The following is a 24721-nucleotide window of genomic DNA, read 5'->3' as shown; positions in this document are numbered from 1 at the left end:
TCCATATTGTCAGCGCTTTCCTTGTGGTAAAGCATACCCTATAAGCGCCTTCAAATCTTATGCCCGCAGCTTCTGCGGGCCTGTCGGAACCGGCTGAGGACAAAAATGACAAATAAGACCCACGAAGCAGACGTATCCTTCATCAAAGCGCTGGCGGAACTGCTGCGCGACAATGACCTGACCGAACTGCAGGTGAAGCGCGACTACGGCGAAGACGACAGCCTGAATGTGCGCGTGTCGCGTCAGACCATCGCCGCACCCGCCCCGGTGCAGGCATACGCAGCCCCGGCGCCTGTTGCCGCTGCTCCCGCAGCTCCGGCCGCGGCTGCTCCTGCCGCAGCACCTGCCGCCGCCAATGACGATCCTGCAAGCCATCCGGGCGCTGTCCCGTCGCCGATGGTGGGCACCGTTTACACCCAGCCCGAACCCGGCGCGCCAACGTTCGTGAAAGTGGGTGATCAGGTGGCCGAAGGCGATACGCTGCTGATCGTCGAAGCCATGAAGACCATGAACCACATCCCGGCACCCAAGGCCGGTACCATCAAGCGTATCCTCGTCGAAGACGGCGCAGCGGTCGAATTCGGAACACCGCTGGTCATCATCGAGTAAGGGTCCACCATGTTTGACAAGATCCTGATTGCCAACCGCGGTGAGATCGCCCTGCGCGTGATCCGTGCCTGCCGGGAAATGGGCATCCAGTCGGTTGCCGTACATTCCACCGCAGACGCTGATGCCATGCATGTGCGCATGGCCGACGAATCCGTTTGTATTGGCCCGCCCTCCGGGACGCAAAGCTACCTGTCGATCCCCGCCATTATCTCTGCCTGCGAGATCACCGGCGCGCAGGCGATCCACCCCGGCTATGGTTTCCTGTCGGAGAACGCCAACTTCGTGCAGATCGTTGAGGATCACGGGCTGACCTTTATCGGGCCGACCGCCGAACACATCCGTGTCATGGGTGACAAGATTACCGCCAAAGACACGATGAAGGACCTCGGCGTTCCCTGTGTGCCCGGTTCTGACGGCGGTGTGCCAGATCTGGAAACTGCCAAGAAGATCGGCGAAGACATCGGCTACCCCGTGATCATCAAGGCCACCGCTGGTGGGGGTGGTCGCGGCATGAAGGTGGCCAAGACCGCTGCCGACATGGAGCAGGCCTTCATGACGGCGCGCGCCGAGGGCAAGGCTGCCTTTGGCAACGACGAAGTCTATATCGAGAAATACCTGACCACGCCGCGCCACATCGAGATCCAGGTCTTCGGCGATGGTAAAGGCAAGGCCGTGCATCTGGGCGAGCGGGACTGTTCCCTGCAGCGCCGCCACCAGAAGGTGTTCGAGGAGGCCCCAGGCCCCTGCATCACCCCTGAGGAGCGCGCCCGCATCGGCAAGACCTGTGCCGAGGCCGTGGCCAAGATCAACTATATCGGCGCCGGCACCATCGAATTCCTCTATGAAAACGGCGAGTTCTATTTCATCGAGATGAACACCCGCCTTCAGGTGGAACATCCGGTGACCGAGGGCATCTTCGGTGTCGATCTGGTGCGCGAGCAGATCCGCGTGGCCGAGGGGCTGCCGATGTCCTTCAGCCAGGACGATCTGGAGATCAACGGTCACTCCATCGAAGTGCGGATCAACGCAGAAAAACTGCCGAACTTCGCACCCTGCCCCGGCAAGATCACCCAGTATCACGCCCCAGGCGGTCTGGGCGTGCGCATGGATTCGGCGCTTTATGACGGCTATTCGATCCCGCCCTATTACGACAGCCTGATCGGCAAGCTGATCGTGCATGGTCGCGACCGGCCTGAGGCCTTGGCCCGTCTGAGCCGCGCTTTGGGAGAGCTGATCGTGGACGGTGTCGACACCACCGTGCCGCTGTTCCACGCGCTGCTTGAGGAAAAAGACATCCACACCGGTGAGTATAATATTCACTGGCTGGAGCATTGGCTGGAAACCAACCTCGGCAATGCCTAAGAGATCAGGGCGGTCCAAACGGGCCGCCCTTTCTTCCTTCCTGCACCGGCCAGAACTTTGCCTTGCGCGGCACGTTTTTCCGGTTCCGTGACTGCCCACTCCCGTTTTAGACTAACGCCATGACCCTCACACCAGACCTGCTGCTGCACGCCTATTCTGTCGGCGTCTTTCCCATGGCTGAAAGCCGGGATGACCCGGAGGTGTTCTGGGTAGATCCCAAGCGGCGTGGCGTCTTCCCCATTGGCGGCTTTCACCTGTCTCGATCCCTGATCAAAACCCTGCGTCGGGGCGGGTATCAAATCTCAGTGAACCGGGATTTTGCAGCTGTACTGGACGCCTGCGCGGATCGCGAAGAAACCTGGATCAACCCGGAAATTCGCGCCAGATACATTGACCTTCACAATCAGGGCAACGCCCATTCGCTTGAGGTCTACCATGCTGGCGCGCTGACGGGCGGTGTCTACGGCGTCGCGCTGGGGGGGGCGTTTTTTGGTGAGAGCATGTTCTCACGGCGGCGTGACGCGTCCAAGATTGCACTGGCCTATCTCATGGACCGCTTACAGCAATCAGGGTTCACGCTCTGTGATACGCAGTTTCTGACGCCGCATCTGGCCTCGCTCGGGGCGATCGAAATCACCCGTGCCAACTATCGGCGCCAATTGCGCGACGCGCTGGATATCGCGGCCGACTTCACCGCTGTTGAGCTGCCCGATCCTCAGGTGCTGGTGCAGCGCATGACCCAAACGTCATAACGGCTGTGATCCAGCGCATTCAGCGCCGGGCTTGAGGCGATCATCCAGCCATCGAAATACACTGTGGCATCATTGGGATTGCGCACCGTCAGATAGGCATAGGCATCACCCGTCGGGTTGTCCGCCGGATAGCGGCATTCCCGCAGACTGACGATCACGCCAAAAATTTCCGCGCTGCCGCCGACGGGAATTTCTAGATCCTGTGTCTGACCATTCACCTTGTCGAGACCACGCAGAACAGCCGAATTGCCATTCTCTGCAGCGCCCTGCGCAAAGGCGGTGCCAATGCTCAATCCACATGCCAAGACTGCCGCCAGCAGACGCATCAGCTTTCGTCTCCGCTACCTGCAACAAATTTTACCAGAAGCGAAATCAGACTGACCGCGCCTTGGGTATCTTCCACCGCATCACCTGCTTCAAAGGCAAAGGGCGATCCGCCCGGCATTACCTCGACAAAATTGCCGCCCAACAGACCTTCGGAGGAAATAACCACCGCGCTGTCATCCGGGATCTCAATCCCATCTTTCACCGAAAACCGGGTGTCCGCGCGGAAAGTTTGTGGGTTCAGATCAACCCCGGTCACGGTGCCAATCTTGACACCGGCAAGGCGCACATCGGTGCCCACGCTGACCCCCTCCAGAGAACGGAAGGAGGCATTGAGTTCATAGCTTGATCCGGCCCGAGATAGACCCGCGGCCTGCCCCGCATAGACGGCAAATCCGATTGCAGCGGCCAGAACCAGCCCACCTGCCAGAACCTCAGTAGTGTTATGCGACATGCTGTTTCAGCCCCTGCCCTTGGATGGGTCGGCGTTCCTGCCAACCGATCAGCACCATCTCCCAGCGCTGCTGTCTCACATGGATAGGCCGGACTTACTCCGGCGACCACGCCTCATAGTCGCTGCGTTCCTTCGGGGCGCCTGCGGCCCGGATCGACCCGGCCGGCGCATAGGCCAGCATGGTGCCGGTCAGGTTTTCCTGATGCGGCTTTTCCCAGGATTTATGCGCAAGCGGCTTTTCCGACGGGATTTCGTCAAAGGTGCGGTGCAGCCAGCCATGCCAATCCGCGCCAATGCGGGAGGCCTCAACCTCGCCGTTGAACATCACCCAGCGCTTGCTGTCGTCGGCATTGCGGTAAAACACGTTGCCCTGATCGTCTTCGCCCACCTTGAGCCCCTTACGGGCGGTGAAAATACGTGTATTCAAGGTCGAGCCGTTCCACCAGGTTACAGCCCGCAAGAGAGAGTTCAGGATTCCCATCGGTTCCTCCGAAAATTTCGCTTCTGATATGGCGCAATTTGCCGCCAAGGTCCAGACACGCCGCACCCGCCCGTGGGGATTGTCGCAAAACTTCTTGGACAAGTACACAAACAGGCCACAATTGCGGCCCATGTTGATCTCGAAATCTTAACATCCGATAGCGAGGCCGCGCGTGCGCTTCACCCTTTCTCTGGTTGCGACCCTTATTGTCACCGTTGCCGTTCTGGATCTGATGCAGGTTACCAGCCTGATGATCCACGGTAACCGTGCCCATCAGGGGGCAAAGACAATTCGCCTGACTGAACCAGAGACCGGAGACTGGCAAAAGATGACAGAGAAGACAGTGACCGCCGGAAAAACCATGCTGGGTCTTGAGCCGGAACCGGAGAAAAGCGAACTGCAACAGTTGATGGACCGACGGCGCAAAGAAACGGCACCGATGCGTGCCTTCGAATTCTAGAAGTCCCTGTTCTGTCGACGCCGCATTAGCCCGGCGCCAGAGCCGTGACCTCAATCTCGATCCGAAACTTGGCGTCGATCAACCCGCATTCAATCATCGTGGCAGCCGGCGGAGCGTCGCCGAATGTCTGCGCCAACAACGGCCAGCAGGGTTCGAAGTCTGCCCGGTCCGGCAAGTAGTAATTCACCCGCACCACATCGGCAAAACTCGCGCCCGCCTCAGCCAATGCTGCACCAATGGTGTCGAGCGCCGATTGGCACTGCGCCACCACATCATCGCCCTGCCCCACGGTCCCCGCGACATGCACAAACCCGCCTGCAACCACAGCGCGGCAATATCCTATCTTGGCCTCAAATTCACCACCTGAGGAAATACGTTTGATCATCACAACTGTCCTTCGTCATAGAAAAACGGCGCAGGGTTCCCCCTGCGCCGCCTGAAATCAATCGTCACGCGTTGTACACGTGTCGCTTAGGTTCAGCCCGCTGTGGCCGGCTCTTTTTCGGCGTCAGCGTGGATCATCAGGGGCTGTGCGTCAGAGGTCACGGCCTCTTCGTTCACGACCACTTTTTCGACGCTGTCCATGCCCGGCAACTCAAACATGGTGTTGAGCAGGATGTCCTCCAGAATGGAGCGCAGACCGCGGGCGCCGGTTTTGCGTTCGATCGCTTTCTTCGCGATGGAGCTCAGCGCCTCGTCGGTGAAGTCCAGTTCGGTGTCTTCCAGTTCAAAGAGACGCTGATACTGTTTGACCAGAGCGTTCTTCGGCTTGGTCAGGATGGTGATCAGCGCATCTTCGTCCAGATCTTCCAGCGTCGCCAGAACCGGCAGGCGGCCGACGAATTCCGGGATCAGACCGAATTTCAGCAGATCTTCCGGCTCCAGATCCTTGAAGGTTTCGCCCACACCCGCATCACTGTCATCACGCACATCCGCGCCAAAGCCCATGGCAGAGCCCTTGCCGCGCTGCTTGATGATCTTGTCCAGACCAGCAAAAGCGCCACCGCAGATGAACAGGATATTGGTGGTGTCAACCTGCAGGAATTCCTGCTGCGGATGCTTGCGCCCGCCCTGCGGCGGAACCGAGGCTACGGTGCCTTCCATCAGTTTCAGCAGGGCCTGCTGCACCCCCTCGCCCGACACATCGCGGGTGATCGACGGGTTTTCCGACTTGCGGGTAATTTTGTCGACCTCGTCGATATAGACAATGCCGCGCTGAGCGCGTTCGACATTGTACTCCGACGCCTGCAGCAGCTTCAGAATAATGTTTTCAACATCCTCACCGACATACCCCGCCTCGGTGAGGGTGGTGGCATCGGCCATGGTGAAGGGCACATCCAGAATCCGCGCCAGCGTCTGCGCCAGCAGCGTCTTACCGCAGCCGGTCGGGCCGATCAGCAGGATATTGGATTTCGACAATTCAATGTCCGAACCGGCCTTCTGGGCGTGGTTCAGGCGCTTGTAGTGATTGTGCACCGCAACCGACAGCACCCGCTTTGCCATGGCCTGACCAATCACATAGTCGTCCAGAACTTCGCAGATGTCCTTCGGTGTGGGCACACCGTCGGTGGATTTCAGGCCAGAGGCCTTGGTCTCTTCGCGGATGATGTCCATGCACAATTCGACGCATTCGTCGCAGATGAACACGGTTGGGCCCGCAATTAGCTTGCGCACCTCATGCTGGCTCTTGCCGCAGAAGCTGCAATAAAGCGTGTTCTTGCTGTCGCCGCTTGAGTTCGTTGCCATGGTCTACCTTTCCGTCCGGGGCGTGCATGCGCCTCCTGCGCCACCCGTAATATTGGCAGCTTATGCCACCGGCACAGCCGCCACAATCGCAAAGTGTGCCCCGATGACGACGGGGCACACTTGTCAGCTCACACCGCTGATCAGCTGTCCTCTGGGTCCAGCTTGCTGCGGTTTTCGACGATTTCGTCGATCAGACCGAAGTCTTTTGCATCCTCAGGCGACATGAAGTTGTCGCGCTCCAGCGCGTCCACGATCTTGTCATATTCCTGACCGGTGTGCTTGACGTAGATCTCATTCAGACGCTTCTTCAGCTTCAGCGTTTCCTCGGCGTGGATCATGATATCCGTTGCCTGACCCTGAAAACCACCTGAGGGCTGGTGCACCATCACGCGGCTGTTGGGCAGCGAGAAGCGCATGCCGGCCTCACCAGCGGTCAGAAGGAGCGAGCCCATGGAGGCCGCCTGACCAATCACCAGCGTCGAAACCTTCGGTTTGATGTACTGCATGGTGTCGTAGATCGACAGGCCGGAGGTCACAACGCCGCCGGGGCTGTTGATGTACATCGAAATCTCTTTCGAGGGGTTTTCTGCCTCAAGATGCAGCAACTGCGCCACGATGAGCGAGCTCATCCCGTCGTGAACCGGACCATTCAGAAAAATGATCCGCTCCTTCAGCAGGCGGGAAAAGATATCATAGGCGCGTTCACCGCGGCTGGTCTGCTCAACCACCATCGGCACCAGCGTGTTCATGTATGTTTCTCTTGGATCGACCATATTGACCTGCCTGCTTTGGATTGTGTCGGCATCATAGCCGACTGAGTATTACCTGAGTCTTAGTGCCGGCACATTTGGGCTGCAAGGGGCGGTGATTGTTTTTGCCTTCCGTTGTGGCCAGCCCCGAACCGGCGGCCGCGATGGCGCAAACAGTCCGGTCGGCGTCGAAAACCGCAGTCCCGCCGTCGCAAAACGTTGGATGCAAGCCGCAGATCGGGGTTAACTAGCATAGATCACAGACCCAACCGAAACCGGCGTGTTACAGGTTCCCCAATATGATCGACGACTATTTTGTGCAAAAAGGGGCTTCGGCCAATCTGACCATCCCTTTTGACGGGGAGCCTCAGGATTTCTATTTCCTGTTGTTGCCAAAGGCGACGATGCTGCCGATTGCGGCCGCTGTGGAACCACTGCGCATTGCCAATCAGGTGACCAACACGCAGCTCTATCGCTGGTACGTGATGACGCCCGACGGCGCGCCGATCCAATGCTCCAATGGGATGACCATCACCCCCGATCTGCCGATGGGACCGCTTCCGGGGGACGCCTTGGCCTTTGTCTGTTCCGGTGTAGAGCCGCAGAATGCCGCCAGTGACGCGGTGCTGAACTGGCTCAGACGCGAACGCCGGTTTGGCCGCTCTATCGGCGGGATCTGCACCGGCGCCTTTGCTCTGGCGCAGGCCGGGTTGCTGGGCGATCATCGCTTCACCCTCCATTGGGAAAACCAGCCCGGGTTTGTCGAACGCTACCCGGATCTGCTGCCCTCCCCCCGGATCTTTGAGATCAGCGATACGCTGATGACCTGTGGCGGCGGCAATGCAGCCACGGATATGATGCTGAACCTGATCGAAGACCGCCACGGCAAACAGCTGGCGATCATCGTCGCGGATATGTGCCTGCATGTGCGCACCGGCGGTCAGAGCACGCCGCAGAAATCCAACTATGCTGTTGCCATTGGCAGCCGCAACCAGCGCCTGTTGAATGCGCTGCAACTGATGCAGGAATCGATTGAGGAACCGCTGTCGATTGGGGAGCTGTGTGATCGGCTGGACATTTCGCGCCGCCAGCTGGAGCGGCTGTTTGCCCGCTATCTCGACCAGAGCCCTATGCATGTCTATTTCGACATGCGCCTCAGCCATGCGTTTGCGCTGATGAATGAAACGTCAATGTCTGTCACAGAGATCGCGCTGGCGTCCGGGTTCAACAGTGCCACGCATTTCTCGCGCCAGTTCAAACGCAAATTCGGCGCCAGCCCGCATTTTTTCCGCAAAGGCTGGAACTAAACAGCCCTTGCGGTAACAGCTGTTATTTGGCCCGGTCAGCCGTCGATCTTGCGCCCCATGATCGCCAGGGACTGCTGGTAGACCGTCGCCGCATTCCACTGTTTCAGGACCTTATAGTTGGGCTCGCCCTGCTGATAGCCGCGTCCCGGTTTCCAGCCTTTCTTGCGTAGAAAATAAGCGGTTGAGGCCAAAGCATCGCCCATATTGTAGAAATCCACCCGCCCGTTGCCGTCCCAGTCGACACCATAGTTCAGCGCATTGCCGGGCAAAAACTGGGTATGGCCCAATTCGCCATGTTTGGCCCCTTTGGTCGCGCCGGTGATCGCACCACGATCCACCAGTTTCAGCGCGCCAATGGCATGGGGTTTAAAGAACTCAGAGCGGCGGCAATCATAGGTCAGTGTCACGATGGCAGAGACCACCTGACTGTCGCCCATGTAGTTGCCAAAGGCGGTTTCCATACCGTGAATGGCGATCAGGATCCCGGCAGGCACGCCGTATTTACGTTCCAACGCGGCAAAGAAGTCGGCATTGCGCACCTTCCGCTTGCGCCCCTGCGCGATGATCGTATTGGCGCCACGGATCTGCATGAATTTCTCCAGAGAGTAGCGAAAGCTCTTCTGGTTGCGATCTGCAGCAATGGTGCGACGGGCGTAGGTTGTGTTGGCCAGCGCGTTCAGCCCGGCCTGGCGCACACCAGCCCGCTTGGCCTCAGCGGCGAAGTCGCGTTTCCAACTGTCAAATCCGGCAGATGTATTGCCGCAGGGCGCGGCCTTAGCGGCGTACGGCAGACCACACAGTAGCGCCGCAGACAGAGTGGTGGCTAACCATCCCCCTGCTCGCCGCTGCGCTGTTTCTTTGCGGGTATTGGCCGTGGCAGACTGTGAGAGAGATCGACGAAACAACTGGAAAATCATAAAAACCTGGGTCCAACGCTTGGGAAATGGGTTTCCAGTCTAGCGGATTTCCGCATCAAAACCAGTCACAGGATCAGCGTTTTTCCCCTTGCCCGCGTCGATGCCCTTACCCTCGCTCAGGCAAAGGCGCTGCCTGATGCCAAGGCCAGACCATCGGCCACGGCGGTCATCGCGTTTTCGGTGTAAAGTTCCGCATTTGGGCAAAGCTGCTGCATCTGCTGCTGTACCCCCCTCAACAGGGCTGAGCCGCCCACAAGCACCACTCGCGAAACCTGCTCCGCGCGCAGATCGGCGCGGCACAGGGTTTCCTGGGCGCAGGCGGTAATCTCGGCGATATCGGCGGCAAGGCTGCGTTGAAGGCCCTCAGCTGCCAGCGGCACCGACAGGCCCCGTTCCAGCACTTTCAGATCAATCACCGCACTACGCTCCCCCGGCTGGTTGGCCGCAATTTTGCCCCGCTCCACCGCGAAGGCGAGATCATGGCCCAGCTCATCCTCCAGCACGGATACCAAGCGCGCCAGTTTTTCCGGCTCCTCGGCATTGCGCGCCAGATCCTGTGCGGCCCGGCGGCTATCCGCAGCATAGAGGAATGGGATCATCTGCCAGGTCGCCAGATCGTTGAACAACCGATTAGGTGCGGGCAGGCTGCCACCGCCGAAGCTGTTGCGAATAGCACTGCCCCGCCCCAGAAGCGGCATCACGTGATCAATGCTCAGCTGCCGATCAAAATCTGTCCCGCCAAGGCGCACACCGTGAGAGGCCAGAATACGGGTCGTTCCCTCTGCGGTTTGCTCAAAGGCGGTGAAGTCCGAGGTGCCGCCGCCGATATCGACGATCAGCCCGATACCGGATTGCGCGCGGGCCGACCGCAGGGCCGCCTCGGGTTCCAGCATGAAGCGCACATCCTCAAACCCCGCCGCCATATAGCAGGCGCGCAGATCCACCTCTGCCTGTGCATTGCGGGTGGCATCCTTGCTGTGGAACAACACCGGGCGGCCGGACAGCGCATGTGTGAAGGTCTGTCCGGTGGCCGCCTCAGCACGTGCCTTCAGCGCAGCTAGAAACCGCGCCACAATGGTTACGAAATCAACCAGTTCTCCGTTCAGACGGCGTTTTTCGTGCATCAAGGGGGTGCCAAGCAGGCTTTTCAAGGCGCGCATAAACCGCCCTTCGTCGCCGTTGATCAGTGCCCGTGTGGCCCGGCGCCCGATGATCATACTGCGGCTGTCGATGTCAAAGAACACCGCCGTCGGCAGGGTGGTTTCCCCCGGCTCGACCTCAATCAGCCAAGGACGCCCGTTCACGGCGACACCCGCGGCGGAGTTCGAGGTGCCAAAGTCGATACCAAGGGTGTTGGGATGGGTCATGTCGGGCACCTGTCGCTCAGAAAGAACCGGCGTAAGTATCGCAAGGGCCTGCGCAAAACAAGGGCCCAGAAACATGTGACACAGGATCGGCGCGCCTGAAATAAAACCACCCCCGCCCCTGTCGGTTGCGGAGGTGGTGTGCGGGGCGATGCGCCCAGCGTCATTCGGCAGTCGCAGCTTTCAGATAGGCAATCACTGCTTCGATATCGGCATCTTTCTTCAGACCCGCAAAGGACATCTTGGTGCCCTTCATGTATTTCTTCGGCTTGGCGAGAAACGCGGCAAGTTCGGCCTCATCCCAGACCAAGCCACCCTCGGCAGCGGCTTTCATTGCTTTTGAGTAACGGAACCCCTCAACATGGGCCGCCGGCGCGCCGATAATCCCGTTCAGGATCGGACCAGTTTTCGATTTGGCCCCCGCCCCGATCTGGTGGCAGGACTTGCATTTACGAAAGGTTTTCTCGCCCTTGGCGACCAGTTCAGGGTCCAAGGCAACAACCACGTCGGCAGGGACCTCTGCGGGTTGCTCGGCTGCGGTGTCCTCAACCGGTTCGACCTCGGCGGGTGCTTCGGCCCGGTCTTCCTCAGGCGTCACATCCAGCACCATGGCGCGCATGGTGATCTCGACGCTGTCCTTGCAATTCTCCATGCAAGGTTCCGGGTTCCAGAAGTGCTTCTCCGCCTCCAGCCGGTCATCCAAGACGAAGCCATCCACATTGGGAAGCTCCACATCGGCGAAGGTCGCATCCGACAGCACAAATTCATCATCCACCAGATCGTTGGAATAGAGAATATAGGCCACGATGGCATAGACCTCATCCGGGGTCAGCGACTGCGCATCGCCAAACGGCATGGACCGGTTCACATAGTCCCAAGTGGTGGAGAGATAGGGCCAGTAGCTGCCGACGGTCTTCAGCGGATCGTCATGATCCAATGTGCCCTGCCCACCTGCGAGCTTGGGCCAGTTGCCGACACCTTCGGCAAAATCGCCATGGCAGACGGCGCATTTCTCGGCAAAGACCTCTTCGCCGGTGAAGACATCACCAGAGCCTTTGGGCAGGCCGGTGCCATCGGACGCCACGTCTAGGTCCCAGGCCGCTATTTCCTCCGGCAGCGCCGGGCGGCCAAGGCCGAATTTCTCTGCTGCCGCAGGAACCGCCAGCGTCAGCGCAACCGATGTTGCCGCAATAACTTCAAGAAACTTCGACATTTTCCGCCTCCCCACTTGCCTTGACCCACCAGGTCTGGATGGCGTTGTTGTGATAAATCGAATTCAGCCCTCGCACCTCGCGCAGCTGCGCCTTGGTCGGTTGCACATAGCCGGAGGCATCGCGCGCACGGCTTTGCAGCAACATCTCGGAGCCGTCCCAGTTGGTATCGAGGTAAAAGCGCGTCAGCGCCTTGTCCGTGCCGGGAGCCGCCAGCCGCGCCTCCTGCCAGCTCTTGCCGCCATCTACCGACACATCAACACCGGTGATCGCACCACGACCCGACCAGGCCATCCCTGTGATCACCAGCGGCCCCGTGCCATGTTTGATCGGCGATTGCGGGCTGGGGCTGGTGACGACGGATTTCGCGTCCATCTCCCAAGTCCATTTGCGGCTGGTGCCGTCAGCCAGCGTATCGGTGTATTTCGAGGTCTCCTCGCGGCTTTCAACCGGCTGGTCCATCACCTCAACCCGGCGCAGCCATTTGATCCACATATTGCCCTCCCAGCCCGGCACCACCAGGCGCACGGGATAACCATGCTCCTTGCGCAGCGCCTCGCCATTCGCCTTGAAGGCGACCAACACGTCGTCCATCGCCTTTTCCAGCGGGATGGAGCGACCGTTGGAGGAGGCATCCGCCCCCTCGACGTAAACCCATTTGCCTGCGGGGTTTACGCCCGCTTCCTCCAGCAGAGTGCGCAGCGGAACGCCGGAATACTCCATATTGTGGATCATACCGTGGGTGAACTGCGCGCCATTCAGCTGCGCGCCCGCCCACTCCATGCCGGAATTCGCCGCACACTCGCAGAAATAGACGCGGTTTTCGCGCGGGAAACGCTCCAGATCCGCATAGGTGAACACCAAGGGGGTATCGACCAGCCCGTTGATCATCAGCCGGTAGTCTTCCTTGCGCAGCTCAATCGCGCCCGAGTGGTGCCGTTCAAACGCGCAACCCTGCGGCGTGATGGTGCCGTCCAGCGCGTGGATTGGCGTAAAATTGATTGACGAGATGGTGTCCGCCGTCAGCCACTCCACATTGCGCCGGACCACATCTGCCTCATACTCGATGGGCAAACCATAGGGCGTCGCATCCACTCCGTCGCCCAGACCAGAGGCCCAGTCCTGCACCTCGGTGATCAGCGGATCAGGGGTCGCGGCCTGTGCCGGGCGGCCCGTCACCGCCCCTGCCCCGACCGCCGCAGCACCGGCCAGAAACTGGCGGCGTGAGGGGCTGGTTTGCTTCGGTTTGTTGTTCATCTCTGATCGCCTCCTTACATCGAAAAATTCACTTTCGTGAATTCATCAGCGTAAAATTTTTTGGCGGATGCCGGGCTTAGACGCCCGACACCTGCACGGAATTGTTCGGTGAAAGGGTGACGGTGCCCATCTTACGAATGTGGTTTTCGACCACATCCCAGATTTGCGGGCCTTCGGTGCCTTCATTCACACTGGCCCAGCCAGCGACGATATAAGTCTTGGCCGGATCAATCGCTTCACCGGTCTTGAGCAGCGTCATATTGCTGATCCGTTCACCCTGCGGCTTGGTAATGTCGATGTGGTAGCCCATGCCGCCAACCCGCACCATGTCGCCGCCCTGCTGGTAATAGGGATCGGGATTGAAGATGTTGTCGGCCACATCCTCCATCACAACCTTGAGGAATTCGCCGGTCATCTCATTGCGATAGGCCGCACCGTAACTCATGGACGTAACGTTCCAGATATCTTCGCGGGTGATGTCATCGCCCGGCAACAAGGACGGTCCCCAGCGCACACCGGGCGACAGGGCGATATCGGCCTCCCGTTCACTTAGCAACGCGTCGCAGATCAGGTCATCCCAGGTCCCGTTGAAGTTGCCGCGCCGATAGAGCAGCTCATCAGTCTGTCCGATCACTTCAGCCAGGTCGGCCTCATAGGGGGCGCGTTGATCGTCAATCAGCTGGGTGATCACCGGATCGGGCGCAATCACGTCAGAGAACACCGGGATCAACTTATGCCGCAACCCCATCAGCTGGCCATCGCGCACGTCCAGATCGACGCGGGAGACAAATTTCCCGTTGGAGCCAGAGGCGATGATATGGGTCTGCTCGACCAGAACCGGCTCGGGCAGCGCGTCATGGGTATGGCCCGACAGGATCACGTCGATACCGCTGACCACGCCGGCCATTTTCTTATCTACGTCAAACCCGTTATGCGACAGAACCACGACAACATCCGCACCAGCGGCACGCACCTCGTCGACCATCTCCTGCATATGCTCATCGCGGATCCCGAAGGAGTATTCCGGGAACATCCAGCCGGGATTTGCAATCGGCATATAGGGGAAGGCCTGGCCGATCACGGCAACCTTCGCGCCGCCACGGTCGAAGAACTTATAAGGTTTGAACTGCTCAGCCGGCTCATCCCATTCCGCATCAAAGATATTCTGGCCAAGAGCCGCAAAGGGCAGCCCCTCCACGATCTCATTCACCCGGTCAGAGCCCAGCGTGAACTCCCAGTGGAAGGTCATCGCATCCGGCTTCAGCGCGTTCATCACATTGACCATGTCCTGGCCTTCGGTGTGATGGCAGGTGTAGGAGCCGTGCCAAGTGTCGCCGCCATCCAGCAGAAGCGCATCCGGGCGGTCGGCGCGGATCGCATTGATGATGGTAGACACCCGGTCCAGCCCCCCGACCCGGCCATAGCCCTGCGCAAGCGACGTAAAATCATTGTAGGTCAGCGCATAGGCTGAGGGGCTGCCATCAGCGATCCCATAAGCCTTGCGGAAGTCCGCACCGGTGATGTGAGGCACCTGGCCCTTGTTCTCGCCAACGCCCAGATTGATCGACGGTTCGCGGAAATAGATCGGCTTCAGCTGGGCATGAATATCGGTGACATGGACCAGGCTGATATTGCCATAAGTGTCAAACTGCAAAAGCTGATCCTGTGTCAGCTTCTGCTGGGCCGCCAACCGACCCCAGTTGCCAAAACCGGAGGCACCGACCAAAGCGGAGGCTGCCATGGAGACCTGCATGAAATCACGCCGCGAGATCATTGGGTTATCTTTCTACTGAGACACGCGATATATTCGCATGTTTGAATGAAATAAGTGGAAACGCGCCCCGTACCATTGCTGATACGGGGCCACGCTAGATCAGTTACGAACAGACGGCGCCTCGACCGAGAGGCCATTGCCCCGAGAAGCCACATAGAGCTCCAGCGCCACGAACTCAGCCGACCCCGGTTTGTAAGTCTCCGCGCGGGTGTCCCGCACGCAGCCTTTGAACCGCGCATGGGCGGTGTTCAGCTTAGTGTTCTTCAACCGGTAGACCGGAAAACCATTGATCTGCCCCTGGCTCAGGTGGTCGGCGCGGATCATGTTGCCATAGTTGTCCTCATGGCAATTGGCGCAGGAGAGTTCCAGCTGACCCGTGCGGGTGTAATAGAGCTCCTTGCCCTGCTCCCAAGTGGATTGGGCCGGTCCGTCGATGGCCACATTCACCGGCATCCCACGTGATTGCACTGAAATCAGCGCCTCCATGGCCGCCATTTTACCTCCGGTGTATTTCCACTTATCGGCGCCCATCTGGTTCTCACGGCAGTCATTGATCTGCATCGCAAGGGTGCGGATTTCCCCTGCGTCCTCGTTCCACTTGGGGTAGACCGCGCGGACACCTGCCATACTTTCCTCGACATCGTCGTGACAGGAAGCACAGGATTTCTCCGCGGTGCCCTCAACCTTGGACCACGTGTCCATGGCCTGATCGACAAACACCATCGCGGGGTTGTCAAAATCATCCATTTGCAGCGCCTGCGTCTCGTCCGAGCGGAAATGCCAGCCTGACATCACCTCGTCCAGCGCGTCAGAGATATGGCCAGGCGCCGTGGTCTTGGTGACCATTTCAATCTCTTCGTTGACGACCAGCATGTCGTCATCTGCCTCGGCATAAGCCGCGACAGGCAGCGCCATCGCCATGGCAATTGCAGTGATTGCCTTATTGTTCATGTTGTTTCCTCCCTTGGGTGGTCGTCCCGCCCGGTGTCCCGGACAGGGCGTTTGCCTATGGATCCGGAAGGGATCAGCCGATCGCGATCGACTTTTGTTCCGTGTAGACCGACCCGTCGTCGTCATACCAGGTGAAGACAAAATCGCCCGCTTCGGGGACGGTCGCATCAAACTGGAAATACGGGTTGGTGGAAATGGCAGGTTCCATGGTCACATCGACAACGCTCTCGCCGTTGAATTCGCAAGTGAAGCGATTGATGATCGACCGTGGAATGACATTGCCTTCCTTGTCTTTGCGCTGACCGCTTTCCATCTTGTGGCTGATCAGCGTTTTGATGGTCACCGCTTCGCCTGCGGCTGCTTTCTTGGGGACTTTGACGCGGGGTTTTACACCGGATGCCATGTCGTAAACTCCTGATATCTATAGGGGCGAGCCTGAATGACAGGTCGCGCTTAGCCGCCGCAGCCGCCGATGGTTACCTTGACGGTGGAACTGGCCTTGGCAAAGCTGCCGTCGGCCATCTTGGCTACGGCCACGATATCCTGCGTGCCTGCAAGGCGGATCCGGGTGGAGGCAGACTGGCTGGCAGCCAGCGGGCCAAAGGCGAAGGTCGCCACGCCAGGGGTCGGGTTGCCGGTCGCCAGAATCATGATGGCGGTGGCACCGGGGGCGTCGACCGCGATTGGTACCGTATTGCCGTTTTCAGCGATTTCCGGCGCGGTCAGTGTCAGGCCGGTGTCGGCCATATCCGCGCCACCGGTGAATTCTGCAATCCGATCCTCGGTTGCAGCAACGACACGCAGGGGCAGCATGGTCAGAGCAGCGGCCCCAAGGCCAAGACCAAGTGTGTCGCGACGTGAGAACTCCATCGTATGTCTCCTTTGACGTTGATGGCGCAAAAAGATCCCGGTCTTTTGCGTCAGTCTTCTTTCAGGGTCGCAAGAAATGCGACCACATCTTCGATTTCCTGAGCGGTCAGGATGGGCGGCAGCGGCTCGGTGCCCGCCTCGCCCGTGTAGGCATCGCCCGGACGAATGAAGCCATCGACCTTGTAGAAGGCCGGCATCATGGTACCGTCGAATGTCATCTTGGCGTTGGCCACGAGGCCGCGCAGTTCGGCTTCGCTCCAGCGGCTGCCTGCACCGTCAAGCGCGGGGCCGATTTCGCCGTGGAATGGCACATCGGACAGCGCGGTCACCTGATGGCAGGCCACGCAATTGCCCTTGGATTTATCGCCAACCAGCAATGCGCCACTTGCGGCATCCCCGGCAGCCCCGCTGAGCGATGCGGCAACGGCGCCATCTTCGTCGTAGCCGACGTCTTTCGGCGCGATCTCAGCGGCAAACGCAACTGTCCCGGCCAGACAAGCTGCCAGTGTCAGAGATATTTGCTTCATGTTTCCTCCCATTGGCTCCCACGCGCTTTTGGCGTGCTTCGCTGGCGGTCACCCTAGGCGACCTCACCCGCTTGACGCAACATCAAATTCAGTAATTTGAATTTTATTATGTCGTTTCATTATTATGTCGTTTCATATGGCCCGCCCAAGAGAGGCCGTGACACGCAGCTGCTGCAGGTTGGCTGGCATGTCAGGTACTGGGCACGCAGCACCTCAATCAGCAGAGCCGTTGTCGCGCTCCTGAATGCGACGGGCATGATAGCGCTGGAAATCTTCTCCGTTATCAAGATTGTAGCGCTCTTCCTTAACCCAGGTGAACATGTCCAGCGTGGTTCCAACGCCAAAGGCTCCCGGCATGATCGACACCGCCGCCTGAGGGGCCGGAACCGCGGGCACCTCTTGGGGTAGGAACATCATGGTCGGCGTAAACAGGATGCCCCATTTGCGCGCCATATCCTTTTCGGACAGGGTTTCGCCGTCGAAATCCGTCACCTCCACATCACCATAAAGATTGAGCTGCACGACGAAGAAATTGTCCGCGATGTAGCTGCTGACCTGAGGTTTGGGAAACACCTCCTCGTGCATTTTGGTGCAGTAGATGCAGCCTCTCTGCTCAAAGAACAGCACCAGCCGTTTTCCTTCGGTGTTGGCCTCCTCCAGATCCTCGCGCAGATCCTTGAAAGTCTCGCGCATCCAGGGGGTTTTGTGCAGGCCATCGTCGCCCAGCTCTACTGCCAAAACGGGCCCGGCGCAGAGCAGCCACAGCACGGCAATCCACAATCGTCTCATCTCTCATCCTCCCGTTCAGGTTCACAATAGGCGCCCAACGCACCGCTGATCAGCCAATGTTCGTAAAGGCAGGAAACCAGCGGATCATCGCCTCGGCAATATAGCGCACGCTGCCGGTCGCGATCAGCACCGCAAAAACGATCAACATGACCCCCATCCCCTTCTCCACCCAGGCAAAGGCCGCCCGGTGGCGCGCCACGAAGCCAAGGAACGGACGCGCAAACAGGGCTGCGATCACAAAAGGTGCGGTCATCGCCGCACCGTAAACCAGCAGCAAAAGCCCGCCTCGCCAGATATCGCCCATGCCAGAGGCAATCATCAGGATCGAGGCCAAAGCAGGCCCCACACAGGGCGTCCAGCCAAAACCGAAAGCCAGCCCCATCAGATATGCCCCGGCATAGGTCGCGGGCGACGCGCTACTTTCAACCCGGGCTTCGCGGTACAGCAGCGGAATGCGCACAACCCCGAGAAAATGCAGACCAAACACCAGCAGCAGGGCCGCCGCCCCATAGGCTAGGATATCAAGATACTGCCCGAACAACTGCCCCAGCGCAGTGGCGCCCATGCCCATCAGTACAAACACGGTGGTCACGCCAGCGGCAAAACAGACCGACGCCAGCACCAGCCGACGCTGCGCGCCTGGCGCAATGTCACCTTCGCTGCGCAGCTCAGCCATGGAGAGCCCGCCCATGTAGGACAGGTAAAACGGCACCATCGGCAGCACACAGGGGGTGAAGAAGGACAAAAGCCCGGCAACTACAGCCCCAAACAGGGAAATCTCCAGCATATTTTCGGGCCCCTTGCGACCTTGTGTGTTCGACCAGTTCAGACCGCGATCACCGATCCGCGCCAACAACGATACCCCGCCAGTTGCGGACACAGACGAAATCGCCGCAGGTGTCTGGCACATGAGGCAGCGCCCCGTGACATTATCCGGTGACGTTATCAGGGCACAGTCTGCTCTGTGAAACTTGTACTATTCACATATTCAGATTACGTAGTACATATAGACACCGACCAGACGGGGCCGTCAATGGCCCGACTTTGGTACATCCACACCGCATCACAGACCCACAGCTGACTGTTGAGACCCATCACATCATGGCCCTTGCCCCACTGATATCCTTACCGCGCCGCGTTTACCGCGCGGCTGGCGCGCCTCTAGCGGCTCTGGCTCTTTTGGCGACGACAGGTATTGCGGCCAAGACGGCTGATGCCGCAGAACTGGTGATGGTCGAGCAACCCGGCTGTGCCTGGTGCGCGCGTTGGGATGCCGAGATTGCGCCGATCTATCCCAAGACCGCCGAAGGTCGCTTTGCCCCGCTGCGCCGCGCTGATCTGCGTGCGATGCCGGAGGATCTGACCCTGTCACGCCGGGTCACATTCACGCCAACCTTCTTGATCGTTGAAGACGGGCATGAAATGGCCAGACTGGAAGGCTATCCGGGAGAGGATTTCTTCTGGCCGTTGATCACTGGGCTCTTGCAGGAACATGTCGGTTTCATACCGACAGGCTCCGCGCCCAGCGCCCCCGACCAGACCACCGCCCCCTTGGCCACCAATGGTTGAACCAGGAGAGAACACCGACATGGCCCTGCCACAGTTTTCCACCGATATGGATCCCGAAGATCTCGATACGATGGTGGACAATGCCACCCGTGCGTCGAATTTTCTGAAGGCCATCAGCCATGAGGGGCGCCTGATGATCCTGTGCCATCTGGTATCGGGAGAAAAATCGGTCACCGAACTGGAAGAGCTGCTCTCCGCGCGGCAAGCGGCTGTTTCGCAGCAGCTGTCGCGCCTGCGCCTCGAAGGTCTGGTCATTCCCCGCCGTGAGGGCAAGGCCATCTACTACCGGCTGGCTGATGACCGTCCGCGCCGCATTCTCGAAGTGGTCTACGAGTTGTTCTGCAAAGACGACTGACCGCAGCGACCGGCCATTCCGGTTTCGTTTGCGGAGCCGTCATGTTCGGCCACCCCCACAGACCTGAAACCGACGGAGCCCGCCTCTGATGCCCGAAGCCCTGTCCGATCTCATCAGCGACACGCATCTGACCGCCATTCTGGGGCTGTTTGGCGGTGTGCTTCTGGGGCTGACTGCGCGGCTGGGTCGCTTCTGCACGCTGGGCGCGATTGAGGATCTGCTCTATGGCGGCTCGTCCTTGCGTATGCGGATGTGGGGCATGGCCATCGGTATGGCGATCCTCGGCAGTTTCGGATTGATTGCACTGGGCTGGTTTGATCCGGTGCAATCGCAATACCTCGCCATCCGCTGGATGCCGCTGGCCTCAATCACGGGCGGACTGCTCTTTGGCTACGGAATGGCGCTCAGCGGGATGTGTGGATATGGCGCCATTGCACGTCTCGGCGGCGGCGATCTGCGCAGTTTTGTCATTGTTCTGGTGATGGGGGTGTCCACCTTTGTGGTGCTGTCAGGCCCCCTCGCCCCCTTTCGAAACCTGATCTTTTTTCAGGATCCCATCACCGACGACCTGCCTGCAGGAATCGCACATCATTTGGCCGATCAGCTCGGGCTGGCAATAACACCCATCGGCTTTGCCATTGGTGGGGCAATCCTGCTGATTTCCATCTTGGGGCGGGAGGTGCGCGAGGCCCCTGCCGCCATTGGCTGGGCGGCGCTGGTGGCGCTTGCCATTGTCAGCGGCTGGGCGGGCAGTAGCTATATCGCGCGCACCGGTTTTGACGCGGTGCCGGTTGTCTCGCACTCGTTCTCCGCGCCGCTGGGAGAGACCATCATGTGGACCATGACCGGCAGCCTGCGCCCAATCAGCTTTGCTGTCGGATCGGTCAGCGGTGTCTGGCTTGGGGCCTTCATCGGTTCCCTGATCAAGGGGCATTTCCGCTGGGAAGCCTGCGATGATCCTCGGGAGCTGCGCCGTCAGATCATCGGGGCCGCAATCATGGGGACAGGCGCCGTGCTGGCCATGGGCTGCACTATTGGCCAGGGGCTGAGTGCGTTTTCCCTGTTGTCGCTGTCGGCGCCGGTGACCTTCCTTTCGATCTTCGCCGGAGCAGCCGTGGGGCTGCGCCAGCTGATCACCGGGTTTCGCCGCGCGGCCTGACGAGCGTCGGCCCAGGAGCCTGTCGGTGACCACAAAAATGTGACCGGGAGAACACCTGCAGACGTCATAGACTGTCGGCAACAGAGGGAGTTCATGGCAATGGTTAGGGATCTGATCCGGCTCAGCAGGATGTCGCTGCAACGCGCAGCTGCCGTCGTCGTCCTGACAGGCCTCGCATTGCTGCAGACGGCTGTCGTCGCAGCAGGCCCGCTCACCAACCGTCCTGGCTGGGCCGTACATCACACCACCAAACCTTATGCGCAGCTGGTCCGCGACGTAATCACGGCCACCAAGTCACAGGGACTGGTTGTTGTCACCCAAGCAGGCCCGACCAAGGCCGCCGCCGCGCGCGGCATCACCATTCCCGGCAATCGGGTGATCGGCGTCTTCAATAACGACTATGCGGTGCGGGTTTTGCGCCGCTCGACTGCCGCAATGATCGAGGCACCGATCCGACTTTATGTGACCGAAGAGGACAACGGTGACGCCACTCTCTCCTACAAAACCGCCATCCATGTCTTTGCCCCCTATCTGGCGGAGGGCGGGCCAGAGCTCGCAGACATCGCAATAGAGCTGGACCAACATCTTGAGGCTATTGCGCAAAAGGCTGTGCAGCCGGCACCTTGACGCTCACACCCCCGTGAGGAGGCTTGCAACATTGCCCGGTTCCGGCAATTTGGCGGGACAGGTTCACGAAGGGCAGATTTCATGACTGAAACCAATTCCGCAGCCGCGGCCACTGACCCACTGCGCGCCGCCGATGTGCTGGCACAGCGGCTATATGCGGCGGGATGCCGCCACGCCTTCGGCATGCCCGGCGGTGAGGTTCTGACCCTTGTCGATGCCCTGACCAAGGCGGGGATCAGCTTTCACCTCGCCAAGCATGAAAACAGCGCCGGTTTCATGGGCGAAGGTGCGCATCACAGCGATGGCGCGCCGGTTATTCTGGTCGCCACCCTTGGCCCCGGCGCGCTGAACGGGGTGAACGTGGTGGCCAATGCCCATCAGGACCGCGTGCCGATGCTGGTGCTGACCGGCTGCGTCGATGCGGTCGAGGCTGCGACCTACACCCATCAGGTGCTGGATCATCAGGCAGTGTTCGCCCCAATCACCAAAGCCAGCTATCGCCTTGATGCAGAGGCCGCCGGTGTGATAGCAGACAAGGCCCTGCGCATTGCAACCCAGCCACGCAACGGGCCGGTGCATATCGATGTGCCGATTTCCGTCGCTGATGCCCCTGCCGGCACTCACCGCCCCTGCCTCGCGCCTGCCAGAGCCACGCAGCCCCAGCCCGCTGACCTGGCGCAGGCGCGCGCATGGCTGGCGGAGGCAGACCGCCCCCTTGCGGTGATCGGTCTTGATGCTGTTGCCGAAGACGCCGGGGCAAGCCTGCGCGCCTTTCTTGAACATTACCAGATCCCGTTTGTGACCAGTTACAAGGCCAAGGGTATCCTGCCGGAGGATCACCCCCTTTGCCTCGGCGGTGCCGGGCTGTCGCCTCTTGCGGATCGCCACCTGCTGCCGCTGGTGCGGGAGGCCGATCTGATCCTGGCGCTGGGCTATGACCCGATTGAAATGCGCCCGGGCTGGCGCAACGCCTGGGATTGCAGCCGCCAGCGGGTGATCGACATCTGCGCCGAAGACAACACCCATTACATGCACAGCGCCAGCCTGACTGTTGTGGCAGGCCTCGCCCCCAGCCTGCGGGCACTGACCCTCGGCGCGCAGCTAACGGATGATGCGGCCCAAGCACAGGCGAGATGGCCTGACGGACAGCCGGAGGCGGCTCGCGGCGCCCTTGCTGCGGCATTTGCGGCAGATGCCGACTGGGGCCCCGCCGCGATCATCGCAGAATGTCAGTCAGCCCTGCCCGTCGATACGCTCGCCACGGCGGACAGCGGCGCACATCGGATTTTGCTCTCGCAAATGTGGCGCTGTCAGGAGCCCCGCGCGCTGATCCAATCCTCGGGCCTTTGCACCATGGGCTGCGCGGTGCCGATGGCCATTGGCCGCAAACTGGCCGAGCCGCAGCGCACGGTTGTCAGCTTCTCCGGCGATGCCGGGTTCCTCATGGTCGCGGGGGAGTTGTCCACTGCGGCGGAACTGGGGGTGGCCCCGATTTTCGTGGTGTTTGTCGATGCGAGCCTTGCGCTGATTGACCTCAAACAACGCCAGCGCCGCCTCGACAATGCCGGTGTTGATTTTGGCCTGCATGATTTTGCCGCCATGGGCCGTGCCTTTGGCGGTAACGGTGTGCGCGTTCGCGACCGAGACGGCCTGCGCGCCGCCATGAATGAGGCGCAGCAGGCCAAACATTTCACCGTTATTGCTGCAGAATTTGACCGGGAGGCCTATGATGGGCTCATCTGATCCGACCACCGACGGCAAACTGCCCCACGGACCCCTCACAGGCATCAAGGTGCTGGACCTCTCTCGCATTTTGGCGGGGCCAACCTGCACCCAGATGCTGGGCGATCTGGGCGCCAGCGTGCTGAAGGTGGAAAATCCGCAGAGCGGCGGCGATGACACCCGCCACTGGGGACCACCCTATGTGGTCGATGCCGAGGGTCAGCAATCCGATCTTTCAGCTTATTTCATGGCCGCGAACCGCAACAAGCGCTCCGTCGAGGTGGATATCTCTACCGCCGAGGGGCAGCAGGTGATCCGCCGCCTCGCCGCCGAAGCAGATATTCTGCTAGAGAACTTCAAACCCGGCGGGCTGGCCAAATACGGGCTCGATTACGACAGCCTGCATGCAGAGTTTCCGCATCTCGTCTATGGGTCCATCTCGGGCTACGGGCAGACCGGCCCCAACGCGCAGAAGCCCGGTTATGATCTGATGGCGCAGGGCTACGGCGGGATCATGTCGCTGACCGGTGAACCGGACGGGCGCCCCGTGAAGGTCGGCGTCGGCATCGCCGATGTGATGTGCGGCATGTATGCCTGCGTCGGCATATTGGCTGCCCTGCGTCACAAGGAGCAGACCGGCGAGGGCCAGCAGGTTGATATCGCGCTTGTTGATGCACAGATCGCCTGGCTGATCAACGAAGGTGTCGCCACGCTCAATACAGGGACCGCCCCGAAACGGCGCGGCAATGAGCATCCGAGCATTGTGCCATATGGGCTTTATGAAACCTCTGACGGGCATGTGATTCTGGCGGTGGGCAACGACGCGCAATTTGGCCGATTCCTGTCCTTTCTCGGGCTGGATGGGCTGGCGCGGGATCCGCGTTTTGCCACAAATCCGGCTCGGTTGCAGAACCGCGATGCGCTGGCCGATATTCTGGTGCCTGCTCTCCGCCAATACAGCACCGACGCAGTGATCGCCGCGATGGAGGCCCGCAAAGTGCCCGCCGGGCCGGTGCAAACGCTGGATCAGGTTTTTGCCAGCGATCAAGTTGCGGCCCGCGAAATGACAATTGAGATGACCTCTGCTGCCGGGCCTGTCAGGCTGTTGGGCAACCCGCTGAAATTCTCGCGCACGCCGGTCACCTATCGGCACGCGCCACCAACCTGTGGCGACAGCACCGACCTTCTTTCGACGGCAACGAACCCCTTTAACGAAGAGAGCCGCTGACACTGATCGCGACGGCGCGGCATCGGTGCCCCCTCAATCCACCTGCATCAACGCAGAGGGATTGAGGGGAACGCCACTCCTATCCCCTTAGGAAATCGCGGAAAACAGTCCGGTTGGTCATTTGCAACCGGCAGGATCTGGCCGAGTGTTACAGAAA

28 protein-coding genes are annotated in these 24721 nt (G+C 60.1%); 11 read left to right on the top strand and 17 right to left on the bottom strand.

What is annotated here, in order from left to right; genetic code table 11:
• Positions 1–105: 105 nt before the first annotated feature.
• The 3 genes from accB (at position 106) to aat (ending at position 2723) form a co-directional block, all read left to right on the top strand.
• Entirely contained in the window at positions 106–609 is a 504-nt protein-coding gene (gene accB / locus phaeop14_RS05890; RefSeq protein ID WP_040173212.1) for an acetyl-CoA carboxylase biotin carboxyl carrier protein, read from the top strand.
• Positions 610–618: 9 nt separating this feature from the next.
• Entirely contained in the window at positions 619–1971 is a 1353-nt protein-coding gene (gene accC, locus phaeop14_RS05885) for an acetyl-CoA carboxylase biotin carboxylase subunit (protein WP_040178231.1), read from the top strand.
• Between the two features lie 119 nt (positions 1972–2090).
• Positions 2091–2723, top strand: coding sequence for a leucyl/phenylalanyl-tRNA--protein transferase (aat, locus tag phaeop14_RS05880; protein ID WP_096789017.1), 633 nt, complete (start codon positions 2091–2093; stop codon positions 2721–2723).
• Here aat and phaeop14_RS05875 read toward each other — a convergent pair.
• From phaeop14_RS05875 to phaeop14_RS05865, 3 genes are all read right to left on the bottom strand, one after another.
• Positions 2687–3049 carry a DUF2155 domain-containing protein gene (locus phaeop14_RS05875; protein ID WP_040173204.1) on the bottom strand — a complete coding sequence of 121 codons (363 nt, stop codon included), beginning with the start codon at positions 3047–3049 and terminating at the stop codon, positions 2687–2689. The genes aat and phaeop14_RS05875 overlap by 37 nt on opposite strands.
• Positions 3049–3501: an outer membrane lipid asymmetry maintenance protein MlaD gene (mlaD, locus tag phaeop14_RS05870; protein WP_040173201.1), complete on the bottom strand. Its 453-nt coding sequence runs from the start codon at positions 3499–3501 to the stop codon at positions 3049–3051. Before mlaD ends, phaeop14_RS05875 begins: the two co-directional genes overlap by 1 nt.
• A 94-nt stretch (positions 3502–3595) precedes the next feature.
• Positions 3596–3982, bottom strand: coding sequence for an NADH:ubiquinone oxidoreductase subunit NDUFA12 (locus tag phaeop14_RS05865; protein WP_096790242.1), 387 nt, complete (start codon positions 3980–3982; stop codon positions 3596–3598).
• Positions 3983–4154: 172 nt separating this feature from the next.
• Between phaeop14_RS05865 and phaeop14_RS05860 the strand changes: the two genes are divergently transcribed.
• Complete coding sequence (locus tag phaeop14_RS05860) at positions 4155–4442, top strand: hypothetical protein (protein WP_096789016.1); 288 nt, start codon at positions 4155–4157, stop codon at positions 4440–4442.
• A gap of 25 nt (positions 4443–4467) precedes the next feature.
• On the opposite strand, the gene phaeop14_RS05855 is transcribed toward phaeop14_RS05860, so the two are convergent.
• From phaeop14_RS05855 to phaeop14_RS05845, 3 genes are all read right to left on the bottom strand, one after another.
• Positions 4468–4827, bottom strand: coding sequence for a RidA family protein (locus tag phaeop14_RS05855; protein WP_040178226.1), 360 nt, complete (start codon positions 4825–4827; stop codon positions 4468–4470).
• A 92-nt stretch (positions 4828–4919) separates the two neighbouring features.
• Positions 4920–6188, bottom strand: coding sequence for an ATP-dependent Clp protease ATP-binding subunit ClpX (gene clpX, locus phaeop14_RS05850; RefSeq protein WP_040173193.1), 1269 nt, complete (start codon positions 6186–6188; stop codon positions 4920–4922).
• Positions 6189–6328: 140 nt separating this feature from the next.
• Positions 6329–6961, bottom strand: coding sequence for an ATP-dependent Clp protease proteolytic subunit (locus phaeop14_RS05845; RefSeq protein WP_040178225.1), 633 nt, complete (start codon positions 6959–6961; stop codon positions 6329–6331).
• A 275-nt stretch (positions 6962–7236) separates the two neighbouring features.
• Here phaeop14_RS05845 and phaeop14_RS05840 point away from each other — a divergent pair, with 275 nt between their 5' ends.
• Complete coding sequence (locus phaeop14_RS05840) at positions 7237–8244, top strand: GlxA family transcriptional regulator (RefSeq protein ID WP_040173189.1); 1008 nt, start codon at positions 7237–7239, stop codon at positions 8242–8244.
• A 35-nt stretch (positions 8245–8279) separates the two neighbouring features.
• On the opposite strand, the gene phaeop14_RS05835 is transcribed toward phaeop14_RS05840, so the two are convergent.
• The 11 genes from phaeop14_RS05835 to phaeop14_RS05785 all read right to left on the bottom strand — a co-directional run bounded on the left by phaeop14_RS05835 (position 8280) and on the right by phaeop14_RS05785 (position 18691).
• Positions 8280–9161, bottom strand: coding sequence for a lytic murein transglycosylase (locus phaeop14_RS05835; RefSeq protein ID WP_096789015.1), 882 nt, complete (start codon positions 9159–9161; stop codon positions 8280–8282).
• A gap of 116 nt (positions 9162–9277) precedes the next feature.
• Complete coding sequence (locus phaeop14_RS05830; protein WP_096790241.1) at positions 9278–10528, bottom strand: Hsp70 family protein; 1251 nt, start codon at positions 10526–10528, stop codon at positions 9278–9280.
• A 160-nt stretch (positions 10529–10688) separates the two neighbouring features.
• Positions 10689–11738, bottom strand: coding sequence for a c-type cytochrome (locus tag phaeop14_RS05825; RefSeq protein ID WP_096789014.1), 1050 nt, complete (start codon positions 11736–11738; stop codon positions 10689–10691).
• The gene (soxC, locus tag phaeop14_RS05820; RefSeq protein ID WP_096789013.1) at positions 11722–12993 is read right to left on the bottom strand and encodes a sulfite dehydrogenase; all 1272 of its coding nucleotides are present in this window, start codon (positions 12991–12993) and stop codon (positions 11722–11724) included. Before soxC ends, phaeop14_RS05825 begins: the two co-directional genes overlap by 17 nt.
• 76 nt (positions 12994–13069) lie before the next feature.
• Positions 13070–14767 (bottom strand): thiosulfohydrolase SoxB, encoded by a 1698-nt coding sequence (gene soxB / locus phaeop14_RS05815; RefSeq protein ID WP_096789012.1) that lies wholly within the window; start codon positions 14765–14767, stop codon positions 13070–13072.
• A 99-nt stretch (positions 14768–14866) separates the two neighbouring features.
• Positions 14867–15718: a sulfur oxidation c-type cytochrome SoxA gene (gene soxA / locus phaeop14_RS05810; protein ID WP_096789011.1), complete on the bottom strand. Its 852-nt coding sequence runs from the start codon at positions 15716–15718 to the stop codon at positions 14867–14869.
• 73 nt (positions 15719–15791) lie between these two features.
• Positions 15792–16121: a thiosulfate oxidation carrier complex protein SoxZ gene (soxZ, locus tag phaeop14_RS05805; protein ID WP_014874370.1), complete on the bottom strand. Its 330-nt coding sequence runs from the start codon at positions 16119–16121 to the stop codon at positions 15792–15794.
• 50 nt (positions 16122–16171) lie between these two features.
• Positions 16172–16588: a thiosulfate oxidation carrier protein SoxY gene (soxY, locus tag phaeop14_RS05800; protein WP_096789010.1), complete on the bottom strand. Its 417-nt coding sequence runs from the start codon at positions 16586–16588 to the stop codon at positions 16172–16174.
• A gap of 50 nt (positions 16589–16638) precedes the next feature.
• On the bottom strand, positions 16639–17115 hold the full coding sequence (gene soxX, locus phaeop14_RS05795; protein WP_040173172.1) for a sulfur oxidation c-type cytochrome SoxX: 477 nt from the start codon (positions 17113–17115) through the stop codon (positions 16639–16641).
• Positions 17116–17328: 213 nt separating this feature from the next.
• Complete coding sequence (locus phaeop14_RS05790) at positions 17329–17904, bottom strand: thioredoxin family protein (protein ID WP_040173170.1); 576 nt, start codon at positions 17902–17904, stop codon at positions 17329–17331.
• Positions 17905–17953: 49 nt separating this feature from the next.
• Positions 17954–18691, bottom strand: a complete 738-nt coding sequence (locus tag phaeop14_RS05785) for a cytochrome c biogenesis CcdA family protein (RefSeq protein ID WP_096790240.1) — start codon at positions 18689–18691, stop codon at positions 17954–17956.
• A gap of 314 nt (positions 18692–19005) precedes the next feature.
• Here phaeop14_RS05785 and phaeop14_RS05780 point away from each other — a divergent pair, with 314 nt between their 5' ends.
• The 6 genes from phaeop14_RS05780 to phaeop14_RS05755 all read left to right on the top strand — a co-directional run bounded on the left by phaeop14_RS05780 (position 19006) and on the right by phaeop14_RS05755 (position 24564).
• On the top strand, positions 19006–19473 hold the full coding sequence (locus phaeop14_RS05780) for a thioredoxin domain-containing protein (protein ID WP_096789009.1): 468 nt from the start codon (positions 19006–19008) through the stop codon (positions 19471–19473).
• Between the two features lie 19 nt (positions 19474–19492).
• Positions 19493–19828, top strand: a complete 336-nt coding sequence (locus phaeop14_RS05775) for an ArsR/SmtB family transcription factor (protein ID WP_096789008.1) — start codon at positions 19493–19495, stop codon at positions 19826–19828.
• Between the two features lie 88 nt (positions 19829–19916).
• The gene (locus phaeop14_RS05770) at positions 19917–20987 is read left to right on the top strand and encodes a YeeE/YedE family protein (RefSeq protein ID WP_096789007.1); all 1071 of its coding nucleotides are present in this window, start codon (positions 19917–19919) and stop codon (positions 20985–20987) included.
• A gap of 99 nt (positions 20988–21086) precedes the next feature.
• Positions 21087–21614 carry a DUF302 domain-containing protein gene (locus phaeop14_RS05765; protein WP_096790239.1) on the top strand — a complete coding sequence of 176 codons (528 nt, stop codon included), beginning with the start codon at positions 21087–21089 and terminating at the stop codon, positions 21612–21614.
• A gap of 81 nt (positions 21615–21695) precedes the next feature.
• A complete protein-coding gene (locus phaeop14_RS05760; RefSeq protein WP_096789006.1) occupies positions 21696–23357 on the top strand; it encodes a thiamine pyrophosphate-binding protein in 1662 nt (553 codons plus the stop codon).
• Positions 23344–24564, top strand: a complete 1221-nt coding sequence (locus tag phaeop14_RS05755; protein WP_096789005.1) for a CaiB/BaiF CoA transferase family protein — start codon at positions 23344–23346, stop codon at positions 24562–24564. Before phaeop14_RS05760 ends, phaeop14_RS05755 begins: the two co-directional genes overlap by 14 nt.
• Positions 24565–24721 lie beyond the last annotated feature (157 nt).

It is taken from the genome of Phaeobacter piscinae (assembly GCF_002407245.1).
GTDB classification, from domain to species: Bacteria; Pseudomonadota; Alphaproteobacteria; order Rhodobacterales; family Rhodobacteraceae; genus Phaeobacter; species Phaeobacter piscinae.
Note: the sequence above shows the minus strand (reverse complement) of the source record. Positions and strands in the feature narration are given on the sequence as shown.